An 11,993-nucleotide genomic window follows, 5' to 3' on the forward strand; every position below is an offset into this window, starting at 1 on the left:
GGTTATCTTTCTGCTTTTTCAGGCTCGTATACCAGCTTCACGCCGTCTGTAAAAACAATATGGACCGGTCCGTCCTTTTTTTCAGTGCCAAAGGTCATGCGTCCGGCGGAAAAATTGCCGATCGGCCCGGTTCCGTTCACCCGCCCCGGCGTGTCGCCCCGGATTTCGTCCAGCGACGTGTTGAGCAGATCAGTCGTGACCTGAAGTCCGTCGGCAGTGGTAATCACGACGTCGCCGACAAAAGTTGCCGTGCCCTCATCGGGGCGGATCAAACCTGAATTGGAATCCAGAAATATCGTTCCACCGCTGAGAAGCCCCAGACGGCCCCGAAATTCGGATGCGGTCGGGGTTTCGTCTTCGCCGCCCTGCTTGGCCTGGATGGCTTCGATCTGGACATCTTCGCCTTTGCGGGTTGTCCCTCGATATTTCGGCTGTGTGACCACCTGTTGCGCCAATCGCTCGTCAATGTCTTTTTCGGCGAATGGCACCGATACGTTGGTTTCGATGCTGCGAGACAGCAGGAACACTGTGGACAGCATCAGAATGGCCGCAAGTGGCAACAGAACCTTCAGGAACTGTACCATGCGGGAATACCTGTCCAATTCGACCTCCCTCAGCCCAGACCGACGCGCAAGCAGTCGTGGATATGCAGAAGACCCAGCGCCTGCCCGGATGCAGCCTCGTCGACCACAAACAGCGAAGTGATCTTGCGATCATTCATGATCGCCACCGCCTCTTCGGCCAATGCGTCCGGTGTTATGGTGGTCGGATTGGCGGTCATGACCTGCTCGGTCGTTTTGTCCAGCAGACCGTCCATGTGTCGCCGCAAGTCACCGTCCGTAATGATGCCCGACAAATGCCCCTGCGCATCCGTTACACCGGCCACGCCGAAACCCTTTTGGCTAATTTCGATCAGCGCGTCGCTCATCGCGGTGTTCGCCGCGACCAGAGGCAGGGCGTCGCCTGTATGCATCAGGTCGCGCACCGTACTCAGCCGTGCACCCAGCTTTCCGCCGGGGTGGAAGGCGCGAAAATCCTCGGGGCGGAAGTCGCGATACTTCATCAGCGCAATGGCCAGCGCATCGCCCATTGCAAGGGTCAGCGTCGTCGAGATCGAAGGCACCATGCCGAAACCGCAGGCCTCGCCCATCGACGGTATCAGCAGATGCACATCAGCCTGTTTCATCAACGTGCTTTCTGGCTTGCTGGATAGCCCGATCAGCGGAATGCCAAAGCGGCGCGTAAAGGCAAGCAGGTTGGCCAGCTCAGGCGCTTCGCCCGAATTCGAAATCGCCAGCACCACATCGCCTTTGGAAACCATGCCCAGATCTCCATGGCTGGCCTCGGCCGGGTGCACGAAATAGGCGGGCGTTCCGGTACTGGCCAGAGTGGCGGCAATCTTGTGGCCGATATGGCCCGATTTTCCGATGCCACTGATGATGATGCGCCCGGTGGCTTTCAGGATCAGATGCACGGCCTCGGCAAAATGCTCGTCAAGGCTGTCGGCCAGCACATCCAGCGCGCGGGCCTCGTCAGTGACGACCTGGCGGGCGGTTCTCAGAAATGCTTCGGTGTCGGTCATGAGTGTGCAAAGATATCCGTTTCGGGCCAACCGGCGAGGTCCAGCTTCGCACGCATCGGCAGGAAATCAAAACAGGCCTGCGCCATCTCGGTCCGGCCCTCGCGCGCCAGCCGCTTGTTCAACTCGTCGCGCAGGCGGTGCAGATAAAGAACGTCCGAGGCCGCATAGTCCAGCTGAGCATCGGTCAGGGTTTCAGCGCCCCAGTCGCTCATCTGCTGTTGTTTCGAGATATCCACGCCGATCAGTTCCTGGCACAGGTTCTTCAGCCCGTGACGGTCGGTGTAGGTGCGCACCAGCCGGCTGGCGATCTTGGTGCAGTAAACCGGCGCGGCCAGGGCACCAAAGGTGTGATACATCGCGGCGATGTCGAACCGCCCGAAATGGAACAGCTTCAGGACATCGGGGTTTTCCAGCATGGCACTCAGGTTCGGGGCTACGGTCTGGCCCTTGTCCACCTGGATGATATGGCTGTTACCGTCGCCGCCTGACATTTGGATCACGCACAGGCGATCGCGATGCGGGTTCAGCCCCATGGTTTCACAGTCAATGGCCACAACCGGGCCCAGATCCAGCCCATCCGGCAGATCGTTTTTGTACAAATGGTTCGCCACCCGACTATTCCTTTGTGCGATATCGCCTCCGAGATAGGCGGTTTGGTCCCCAAACTCAACGCCGTCCGAAAGTCGCGGGCCGTTCGATGCCGAATCCTTGACCATATCCCCATCGGGGGGATATGGATAAGTCATGTCAGACAACGCCCACCAGTCACATCCACAAATCACGGCCCGACTGAAGCGGGCCCATGGGCACCTCGCCAAGGTCATTGCCATGCTCGAGGAGCACGCCCCCTGTTCCGACATCGCCCAACAGTTGTTTGCAGTAGAGAAGGCCGTCACCAATGCCAAACGCGCATTGATTCATGATCATATCGAACACTGCCTGTCCGCTGACGACGATGGCGGCGGGATCGAAGACTTCAAAGCGATTACAAAGTACCTCTGAGCCATGCTGAGTATTCTGAAACACCGCACCTACCGCCACCTGTTCGCCGCCCAGATCGTCGCCCTGACCGGAACCGGGCTGGCCACGGTCGCCCTTGGGCTGCTCGCCTTTGATCTGGCCGGGAATGCTGCGGGCCTTGTCCTAGGCACGGCACTGACGATCAAGATGGTGGCTTACGTCACTGTTGCACCGCTCGCCGCTGCTTTTGCCGAGCGTCTGGATCGTCGCAAGATGTTGGTCGTGCTGGACCTGATCCGCGCTGCGGTTGCAGTGTGCCTGCCTTTCGTGACCGAAATCTGGCAAATCTACGTGCTGATCTTCGTGCTCCAATCGGCGTCGGCGGGCTTTACGCCCGCCTTTCAGGCCACGATCCCGGACGTTCTGCCAGACGAAGCTGAATACACGCGTGCCTTGTCGCTGTCACGCCTGGCCTACGATATGGAAAGCCTGCTGAGTCCCATGTTCGCCGCCGCATTGCTGCTGCTGGTCAGCTTCAGCAGCCTGTTCTGGGGTACCGCGTTGGGTTTTGTCGCATCGGCAATGCTGGTTGTCTCGGTCGTGCTTCCGTCACCCAAGCCAAGCCGCCCCCGCGGCATCTATGACCGCACCACGCGCGGCATTCGTATCTATTTGAAAACACCCAGGTTGCGCGGACTGCTTGCGCTCAGCTGGAGCGCAGCAGCCCTGAGCTCGATGGTAATCGTGAACACCGTGGTCATCGTGCGCGCCAATCTGGGCCTGTCGGAAAGCGCGGTGGCCATTGCCCTGGCCGGGTTCGGGGGCGGGTCGATGCTTGCAGCCTTTACCTTGCCCCGCCTTCTGGATCGGATCGAGGACCGTCGGGTCATGGTCGCGGGCGCCGTATTCGCCACTGGCTCCATGGCCGTCGCTGCGATGTTGGCCGCAATTGCTCCTCTGTCGCTCGGGTTGCTGACCGCGTTGTGGGCATTCACCGGTTTCGGATATTCCACCACCCTGACACCTTCGGGCCGCCTTTTGACCCGGTCGGCCCACCCCGAGGATCGCCCCGCCGTCTTCGCCGCACAGTTTACTCTGTCGCATGGTTGCTGGCTGGTTCTTTACCCGCTGGCGGGGTGGTTGATGACCGTGTTCGGCCCGACCGTCACACTCAGCAGCATGGCGACGCTGTCCGTGGCCGGCGTCGTCGGTGCAATCGGCCTTTGGCCGCGCCTCGACCAGGAACCGATCACCCATGATCACCCCGACCTGCCGCCCGATCACCCACATCTGGCCGGGCCAGGCCCGCACGCGCATCCGATCATCATCGACGATCTGCACCCGCGCATCCCGCGCGAACCCTGAGCGGGCGCTTCGATCTGATCTCAACCCGGAATGACCACGAACCAGAGCCCCAATGGACCAGCTTGACCGCCGCATCATCGCCGCCCTGCAAGCCAACGCACGCGCCTCGACCACGCAGATTGCGACCACGCTGGGTGTTGCCCGGACAACCGTGCACGAGCGAATAAACCGGATGGAACAGCGCGGCCTGATCGAAGGATATTCCGTGCGCCTCGGGTCCACCGAAGACACGCCGAAAGTGCAGGTCATCGTCATGCTTGAAGTGCAGCAAAAGGAAACCAGCCGGATCATCAGGCGGCTCGAAGCCTACCCCGAGGTCAAGCTATGCCTGTCGATCAACGGAGAGTTCGATCTTATGCTGTCGGCGGAGGCGCCCAGGCTGGAGGATCTGGACATTCTGGTCGACGACCTGGCGAAGATCCCCGGTGTCCTGCGCACCAATACCAGCGTCGTGTTCGGGCGCAGGATAGATCGAAACTGAAGCGGCGATAACTCTCTGTAAACCGATCGTTGGCTAGCTTGGCCGGGAGAGATCAGAATCCCGGACCGGCAGAATGCCAAATCAGAAGTTCCCGCTGTTACTCATATTGGTGCATGTGCTTTTGGCGCAGGCAGGGTTTGCCATGCCAGATGCCAAAACCGGTGACCTGTGCGATCATGCCGCGCGCCGCGCCGCTTTGTCCGAAGGCGTGCCCCTGGACGTGCTGCGCGCCATCTCGCGCGTTGAAACCGGGCGCAGGCTGGACGGCCGGTTGCAGCCTTGGCCCTGGACGATCAACGTCGGCGGTCAGGGATACTGGTTCAAGTCCGAGGTCGAAGCCAAGGCCTATGCGTTCAAAATCTTCAAATCGGGCGCCCGCAGCTTTGATGTCGGCTGTTTTCAGATCAATTATCGCTGGCACGGCAGAGCCTTCCGTTCGATCGACGCGATGTTCGATCCGGATGAGAACGCGACCTACGCCGCCCGGTTCCTGAATGAACTCCATGCCGAGCTTGGATCGTGGCCCGCAGCCGCGGGGGCTTATCATTCCCGCACGACACCCCTTGCCGAAGCTTACAAAGAGCGGTTTCAAAAGGTGCTGGCACAGCTTGAAGGGGCCCCCCGAACCCGGGTTGCGGGCACGTCTCGGGATCCGTTCACCGGAGCCGGACTCCCCTTGATCCCCATTCCGACGGCCTCGCCCCGCACCGGCGCGCTTGGGTCTCTGGTGCCGGCCGCAGGCGCCGCAACCGCGTTTATCGCCTTCAACTAGGAGTTTCGCGTGCCCAAGGTAAACATCCAGTCGCTGTTTTCGCCTACTGTCCTGCTGGCGATTGCGCTGATGACGGTCATCGTCATGATGATCCTGCCCATGCCAGCCTGGGTTCTGGACGTGGGGTTGGCGGCCTCCTTTGCCCTGGCCATCCTGATCTTCACCCTGACGCTGTTCATTGAACGCCCGCTGGACTTTTCGTCCTTCCCCACGATTCTGCTGGCGTCTTTGATGTTGCGCCTGTCGCTGAATGTGTCGTCGACGAAACTGATCATCGGGCAGGGGCACACCGGCCCGAATGCGGCAGGAGACGTGATCGAAGGTTTTGCCAGTTTCGTCATGGGCGGCAGTATTTTTCTTGGCCTGGTGGTGTTCGGCGTGCTGCTGATCGTGAATTTCATGGTCATCACCAAAGGCGCCGCCCGCATGGCCGAAGTCGGCGCGCGCTTTGCGTTGGACGGGATGCCCGGCAAACAACTTGCGATCGACAGCGACATGTCCGCCGGGGCAATCGATCATCAGCAAGCCAAGGAACGGCGAGAGCTGGAACAGCAGGAGACGACATTCTTCGGTTCGCTCGACGGTGCGTCGAAATTCGTGAAAGGTGACGCCGTCGCCGGGCTTCTGATCACGTTGCTGAACCTCGTCATGGGCCTGGTCATGGGAGTCGTCGTGCATGGTATGCCCGTGGCCTCGGCGTTCGAAACCTATGCGATTCTGACCGTCGGCGATGGGTTGGTATCCCAAATTCCCGCCGTCATCATTTCCATAGCGTCTGCCCTGCTGCTGGCACGGGGCGGCACGCAAGGGGCCACAGACAACGCCATCTTTTCTCAACTTGGCCGCCACCCCGCAGCATTGTCGACTGTCGCGGTGCTCATGGTCCTGTTCGCTCTGGTGCCCGGTCTCCCTTTTCTGCCATTCATCCTTGGCGCAGCTATTCTGGGATATGCGGCTTACAATGTTCACCGAAAGCAGCAAGATGCGGCGGCATCGGCAAACCTGCCCTCGACCGAAACCGAAGCGCCGTCATACCAGGCTATCGGCGACATCCTGGACCTGGATGATGTCCATCTGGAGTTCGCGCCGGATCTGGTCAGCATGGTTCTGAACCCTGGCACGGGGCTGGACGCCCGTATTGCCAATATGCGGACCTATGTGGCGTCGACCTTTGGCCTGATTCTGCCCGAGATCCGCCTGACCGACCGCGCCGACCTGCCGACCGGAACGTATGTGATCAAGGTTCAGGGCGTCGAACAGGCACGCGGTGTCTTGCATCCCGATCTGGTCCTGGCGCTCGTGCAGGACGGGTTTGACCTGCTGCCGGAGGGCAATGACGTGACCGAGCCTGTCTATGGTGCTCCGGCGCGCTGGATCCTGCCGAAAGATCAGGAGGACGCCGCGCTGAGCGGCGCCACCATAGTCTCACCGCCTGAGATTCTTGCCACCCATCTGCTGGAGATCATCAAACAGAACTTCTCGCGCCTGCTGACACTGAAATCCCTCCGGCGCCTGCTGTCGGAAATGACCCGACTGAGCGACCCGGTACGCGCCGAAGCCAACCGCAAGCTGCTGGATGAACTGATCCCCGACAAAGTGCCGATCGACACGTTGCACGCTGTTCTGCGCCTGTTGATCGACGAACGTGTGTCGATCCGCAACATGGCGCTGATCCTTGAAAGTGTCGCCGAGGCGCGACTGACCACAACCCAGCCCGAAGGCATCTGTGAACTTGTGCGTCAGCGTCTTGGCTTTCAGCTGGTCGCGGACATGAAGCGCGAGGATGGTTCGATCCCTCTGATACAGTTGGCCCCGGAATGGGAGGACACATTCGCCTCTTACCAGATCGACGCCCCAAATACCGGCATGGATGTCGCGCTGCCCCCAAACGTGTTCAACAAACTGGCCGACGGAGTTGTGAGCACCATCGCCAATTCCGCTGACAACGGTCTGTTTCCGGCCGTCGTGACCTCGACCCGGCGCCGTCGGTTGCTGCGCACAGTCATGCAGGCACGCGGCGTGTCCAACCCGGTGTTGTCCTTCGAAGAAATCGGGCTGGAAGCCAAACCTGCCTTGGTCGGAACTGTTGCAGCGTGATTGCCCTGCCGCCAGAAATGCTGTCGCAGCTGGCCGAAGTAATCTGGCAGGCCTTTGTCGTGTTTCTGCGCGCCTCCGCTCTTGTTTCGCTGCTTCCAGCTTTCGGTGAGCGCAGTATTCCGACACGGGTAAAGCTTGGTGCTTCCGTTGCTTTCACGCTGATCATACTGCCCGCTGCGCCCCCCGTCAGAATTGATCCCAGCCTTTGGGCGACCGTGCAACTGGTCGGCACCGAGGTCCTGATCGGGCTTGTCCTGGGGATAGGCCTGCGCCTGTTCGTTCTCGCGCTGCAAACCGCGGGGTCTATTGCGGCTCAGTCCACGTCATTGTCGCAACTGTTGGGTGGCGCGGCGGCCGATCCGGTCCCCGCCATGGGATACCTGCTGACCCTGGCAGGGCTGACACTTGCCGTGATCATGGACCTGCACATCCGGGCCGCGCAGTTCCTGATCCAGAGTTATGCCCTGTTTCCAATAGGGTTGGCACCCGGTGCCGCGGATGCGTCGCGTTGGGGATTGCATCAGGTCGCCAACAGCTTTGGGCTGGCTTTTGCACTGGCAACGCCGTTCGTCATCGCCTCTCTGATTTACAACCTGGCACTTGGGGTCATCAACCGGGCAATGCCCCAGCTGATAGTGGCCTTCGTGGGTGCTCCTGCAATTACCTTCGCCGGGCTGTTTCTGCTGTTCGCCGGCACACCGCTGATCCTGTCCGTGTGGGCGGACGCGCTGGTCGCCTTCTTCACCAACCCGATGGGAGCGCAAAGATGAGCGCAGGTGATGACGACAGCGACAAGTCATACGAGCCGACACCGCAAAAGCTGCTGAAGGCGCGCGAGAAAGGTGAGGTTCCAAAATCCAACGACTTGTCGGTTGTGGCGGCATATACCGGGTTTCTGATCGCTCTGCTTACAGTCGGTCAATACAGCGTCGAGCATATGGGCACCGGGTTCATGGTTCTGATCGATCAGTCCGACGCATTTGCACGGCTTCTGACGGATGGGGCATCGCATGCTCCGGTTGCGGGGGTTTTGAAAAGTGCCCTGCTGCCTGTTGCTTTGCTGTTCTTCCTTCCTGCCGCGGCTGTTCTGCTGAACTTGATCGCCCAGCGCGCGCTGATCTTTGCCCCAAGCAAATTGAAACCAAGACTTTCGCGTATCTCTCTGATTTCGAACGCTAAGAACAAGTTCGGGCGGGGCGGCCTGTTCGAGTTTGCCAAAAGCACCACCAAACTGTTGATCTACAGCACCTGCCTTGCGCTTTTTCTGAAAGCCAATCTAACCGAAATTTTGTCTGCCAGCGCGGCGCCGGCAAAGTCATCCATTCTGCTGATGATGAACCTGCTGTTTCGCTTTCTGTTCATCGTGATCGCCATCGCACTGGCCATCGGGGTTGTCGATTTCCTTTGGCAATATGCCGAACACATGCGCAAGAACCGTATGTCGCGCAAGGAGATCATGGATGAAACCAAGGATGCCGAGGGCGACCCTCATGTCAAACAACACCGGCGCCAGCGTGCACAGGAAATCGCAACCAACCAAATGTTGGCAGGTGTTCCAGGCGCGGATGTCGTGATCGTAAACCCCACCCATTATGCTGTGGCGCTTAAATGGACACGGGTTGCGGGCAGCGCCCCGGTTTGCGTTGCCAAAGGGGTGGACGAAATCGCCGCCACCATCCGATCCGCCGCAGGAGAAGCAGGCGTTCCGATCCATTCAGACCCTCCCACAGCTCGCGCCCTTCACGCGACCGTGGACATAGGTCAGGAGATCGCCGAAGAGCACTATCGTCCTGTTGCCGCCGCGATCCGGTTTGCCGAAGCGATGCGAAAACGCGCGAAGGAGCAAGTTCGATGACTCATACGCAATTACCCGATCTGGAAAAAGTGACCAACGCAGCGTTTCAGAAGCAATTTCAAGCGCTGCGACCGATCCTGGAGGCCGAGGCACGGATCAAGCAGCAACTTGCCAGATTGGACGGTCAACTCCGTCAGGCGCGCCAAGACAGCACCAAGGTCGAAGGCTATCAGGTTTCAGGGACCGACGTTCTCTGGAATAGTTGGGAGTCCGCGACCCGGAGACAATTGAACCTGCAACTGGCACGAACGCGCGCGCAGAAACTGGCCGGAATGGAAGCTTTACGTGCTGCCTTTGGGCGAAAACAAGCGGTGGAAACATTGCGGAAGGAAGTTCAGCAGGCAAACCGAAAAGCAAAAACCAGAAAACACTTCGGGCCATAGCTTGACCGACCCGGAGTATCGGGCCGATTAGTGTCAGCTATCTTGTCGGTTTACACTCAGGATCAGCACTTTGGACACGTCGTCGCCAAATTCTTTGCGCGCCACTTCCAACAAGGAATTCCGCAATACATCCAGGTTCCCGGATTCTGTAAAAGCCCCGTCAAAACCACCCGTGTTTGCATGGTCAAAAAGAACCTGAAGAAATCCATCCCTGAGTTTAGGTTCGATTGCATAATAGGTTTCTGTAATGGCTGGGTTCGCCTCAAGGCTCAGCGACAGCGTTACCATGGCTTCGATCTGGTCATCTTTTACAACGGGGACGACAAATTGTTTGGTCATTTTCAGATAACCAAAGCTCTCCCCCTCGCCTTTTTCCTTTGATTTCCCTGTTTTTTTGCCGGCCGCCTTGTCCTCTTTGACTGCTTCTTTTTCGGCAACGGCAGTTTCAGGTTTCTTTGCAGGTGCAAGAACCAGACCCGCGCCAATACCCGCGCCGAGTCCAACAATCAGAAAAATCACGGGAATCAATTTCGCGACCACGATCTCACCTCAGAACGGCAAAAGGGAATCAAGAACTTGCTGACCATAGCGGGGTTGCTGGACATCCGTTATCTGCCCTCTGCCGCCATATGACACGCGCGCTGACGCGATTTTGTCATAGGTTATTTCGTTTTGCCGCGAGATGTCCTGCGGGCGGACATATCCCGTCACAAGAAGCTCTCGCAGTTCGAAGTTGACCCGCAACTCCTGGGATCCCGATATTGAAAGAACTCCGTTCGGCAACACATCCAGCACTGTTGCGGCAACACGCAGAGTCAGTTTTTCGTTTCTCCTGACGGATCCCCGGCCAGAGCTCGAGGAATCCGCCTCAATCGAAACGGCTTCATCCAGTGACGCGCCCTGGGGCAGGTTCTTTTGCACGCGCTGAGGCAGGCCGAAGAGGCTGGGTACTTCGAGATTCTCGGAACCAGATCTGGATCGTCTGGTGTTGTTCGAAATTTCTGCCTTCTCGTCCAGTTCGATGACAACGGTCAGGATGTCGCCTTTCTTGATCGCCCGCTGGTCGCCCAGCAATGAATGCTGCCCGCCGCTCCACAAAGAGGATCGGTCGACGTTTCGCTGGGGTTGGGTGTGCAATGGCAAACCCGGCCACAACATTGCAACCTGTTCCGGGGAATCCTCGTTGGGTGTGAAACTTGGCGGTTTGCCCAAATGGTCCATTCGACCACATGCGGACAAGGCAAAAGCCGTCAGGATAAGGGTTTTTGGCAATCCGTGCATCACTGTACCTCGATTTGACCGTCCAGACGGATTCGGCCTGTTACGGTTGTTCGGGATGAAAGGTTCATGACCCGAATGCGATCCCCCGCCGCGCCGCGCCCCAAGGCCCGGCCCTCTGTGGTGATCGACAAGGGTTGGCTACTGAACACCAGCACGACCAGATCGTTTCGATCCACGATGGCAGGTGGCCCGACATCAGAGCCGCGAATTGGCCGACCGGGGTAGAGCGCCACCCGGGCCTCTTGTCCGATCAGAAGATCAGGGTCTGAAATTGCATCGGCAACATCTGTTGGCTTTAGCTCGAGATCGGCCGCAGAAATGACTTCCTTGGCCCGTATCGTGCGTGTCGGCACCACAATGTCAGCCTGTGCGGCAATTGGCGCCAGCAGCACCAGAGAAAGAACCAGATGTCGCATCACCGTACCTGCGTTGTCGCGCTCATCATCTGGTCCACCGCCGTGATGACTTTGGCATTCATCTCATAGCCGCGTTGCGCTTCGATCAGCTCGGTAACTTCGCGAACGGCGTCAACCGAACTGTCTTCCAGATAACCCTGCCGCAAAGTTCCCAGACCGTCTTCGCCCGGCGTACCCAGTACCGGAGCGCCGGAAGCTTCGGTTTCCTTGAACAGATTGCTTCCGACGGCTTCCAGGCCCTTTGCGTTCGAAAAACTGGCCAGCGTAAACTCCCCAAGCAACTGACCTTCGGGGGAATCGTCAAAATATGCATAGACCTCACCCGACGCATTGATCGAAACAGAACGCGCATCGTCGGGGATGGTGATTTCCGGCGAAACCGCAAACCCGTCAGAGGTGACGATCAGACCTTCGGCCGACCGCTTCAAACTGCCGTCGCGCGTATAAGCGGCCTGACCGCTGGGCAAGGTCACCTCCAGATATCCGCGACCTTCGATTGCAACATCCAGATCGCTCCCGGTGGCTGACAAGGCGCCTTGTTCCAATTGCACTGTTACCGCTGCCGGTCGCACACCCAGACCCAGTTGAATACCCGTGGGCAGAACCGTTCCGTCCGACGCGTTCACGGTGCCGGCCCGCGCCATCTGCTGATAATGCAGGTCGGCGAATTCGGCCCGTCGGGCGTTGTAGCCGGTGGTGTTCATATTCGCGAGGTTGTTCGAGATCGTCTCGACCCGCATCTGTTGCGCTGTCATCCCGGTGGCGGCAATTTTAAGGGCCCGCATGTCTAACTCTCCTCAT

Annotated in this window: 15 protein-coding genes; 8 read left to right on the forward strand and 7 right to left on the reverse strand. The window is 59.0% G+C overall.

Annotation, left to right across the window (positions count from 1 at the left end):
• Positions 1-2: 2 nt before the first annotated feature.
• From ACR0LI_RS10605 to ACR0LI_RS10615, 3 genes are read right to left on the reverse strand one after another with little or no spacing between them, the layout of a single operon-like run.
• Positions 3-602, reverse strand: a complete 600-nt coding sequence (locus ACR0LI_RS10605; protein WP_152459764.1) for an LPS export ABC transporter periplasmic protein LptC — start codon at positions 600-602, stop codon at positions 3-5.
• An 11-nt stretch (positions 603-613) separates the two neighbouring features.
• Complete coding sequence (locus tag ACR0LI_RS10610; protein WP_171724122.1) at positions 614-1,582, reverse strand: KpsF/GutQ family sugar-phosphate isomerase; 969 nt, start codon at positions 1,580-1,582, stop codon at positions 614-616.
• Positions 1,579-2,193: a ribonuclease D gene (locus tag ACR0LI_RS10615; protein WP_171635664.1), complete on the reverse strand. Its 615-nt coding sequence runs from the start codon at positions 2,191-2,193 to the stop codon at positions 1,579-1,581. Before ACR0LI_RS10615 ends, ACR0LI_RS10610 begins: the two co-directional genes overlap by 4 nt.
• A 133-nt stretch (positions 2,194-2,326) precedes the next feature.
• Between ACR0LI_RS10615 and ACR0LI_RS10620 the strand changes: the two genes are divergently transcribed.
• The 8 genes from ACR0LI_RS10620 to ACR0LI_RS10655 all read left to right on the forward strand — a co-directional run bounded on the left by ACR0LI_RS10620 (position 2,327) and on the right by ACR0LI_RS10655 (position 9,495).
• On the forward strand, positions 2,327-2,584 hold the full coding sequence (locus tag ACR0LI_RS10620) for a metal-sensing transcriptional repressor (RefSeq protein ID WP_171635661.1): 258 nt from the start codon (positions 2,327-2,329) through the stop codon (positions 2,582-2,584).
• A gap of 3 nt (positions 2,585-2,587) precedes the next feature.
• The gene (locus tag ACR0LI_RS10625; protein ID WP_480718489.1) at positions 2,588-3,907 is read left to right on the forward strand and encodes an MFS transporter; all 1,320 of its coding nucleotides are present in this window, start codon (positions 2,588-2,590) and stop codon (positions 3,905-3,907) included.
• Between the two features lie 52 nt (positions 3,908-3,959).
• Positions 3,960-4,388: an Lrp/AsnC family transcriptional regulator gene (locus ACR0LI_RS10630; protein ID WP_171120148.1), complete on the forward strand. Its 429-nt coding sequence runs from the start codon at positions 3,960-3,962 to the stop codon at positions 4,386-4,388.
• 73 nt (positions 4,389-4,461) lie between these two features.
• Positions 4,462-5,160, forward strand: a complete 699-nt coding sequence (locus ACR0LI_RS10635; RefSeq protein ID WP_371732246.1) for a transglycosylase SLT domain-containing protein — start codon at positions 4,462-4,464, stop codon at positions 5,158-5,160.
• A 69-nt stretch (positions 5,161-5,229) separates the two neighbouring features.
• A complete protein-coding gene (gene flhA / locus ACR0LI_RS10640; protein WP_480718564.1) occupies positions 5,230-7,257 on the forward strand; it encodes a flagellar biosynthesis protein FlhA in 2,028 nt (675 codons plus the stop codon).
• Positions 7,254-8,027, forward strand: a complete 774-nt coding sequence (locus ACR0LI_RS10645; RefSeq protein WP_480718490.1) for a flagellar biosynthetic protein FliR — start codon at positions 7,254-7,256, stop codon at positions 8,025-8,027. Before flhA ends, ACR0LI_RS10645 begins: the two co-directional genes overlap by 4 nt.
• The gene (gene flhB, locus ACR0LI_RS10650; RefSeq protein ID WP_480492276.1) at positions 8,024-9,112 is read left to right on the forward strand and encodes a flagellar type III secretion system protein FlhB; all 1,089 of its coding nucleotides are present in this window, start codon (positions 8,024-8,026) and stop codon (positions 9,110-9,112) included. Before ACR0LI_RS10645 ends, flhB begins: the two co-directional genes overlap by 4 nt.
• On the forward strand, positions 9,109-9,495 hold the full coding sequence (locus ACR0LI_RS10655; RefSeq protein WP_171635652.1) for a hypothetical protein: 387 nt from the start codon (positions 9,109-9,111) through the stop codon (positions 9,493-9,495). The genes flhB and ACR0LI_RS10655 overlap by 4 nt, the downstream gene beginning before the upstream one ends.
• Positions 9,496-9,528: 33 nt before the next feature.
• Here the strand turns inward: ACR0LI_RS10655 and ACR0LI_RS10660 are convergent, their stop codons facing one another.
• From ACR0LI_RS10660 to flgG, 4 genes are read right to left on the reverse strand one after another with little or no spacing between them, the layout of a single operon-like run.
• A complete protein-coding gene (locus tag ACR0LI_RS10660) occupies positions 9,529-10,035 on the reverse strand; it encodes a flagellar basal body-associated protein FliL (RefSeq protein ID WP_480718491.1) in 507 nt (168 codons plus the stop codon).
• A 9-nt stretch (positions 10,036-10,044) separates the two neighbouring features.
• A complete protein-coding gene (flgH, locus tag ACR0LI_RS10665) occupies positions 10,045-10,776 on the reverse strand; it encodes a flagellar basal body L-ring protein FlgH (protein ID WP_171635648.1) in 732 nt (243 codons plus the stop codon).
• On the reverse strand, positions 10,776-11,192 hold the full coding sequence (gene flgA, locus ACR0LI_RS10670; protein ID WP_171724117.1) for a flagellar basal body P-ring formation chaperone FlgA: 417 nt from the start codon (positions 11,190-11,192) through the stop codon (positions 10,776-10,778). Before flgA ends, flgH begins: the two co-directional genes overlap by 1 nt.
• The gene (gene flgG / locus ACR0LI_RS10675; RefSeq protein ID WP_170345694.1) at positions 11,192-11,977 is read right to left on the reverse strand and encodes a flagellar basal-body rod protein FlgG; all 786 of its coding nucleotides are present in this window, start codon (positions 11,975-11,977) and stop codon (positions 11,192-11,194) included. Before flgG ends, flgA begins: the two co-directional genes overlap by 1 nt.
• Between the last annotated feature and the right edge of the window lie 16 nt (positions 11,978-11,993).

It is taken from the genome of Ruegeria sp. CL7, assembly GCF_056536445.1.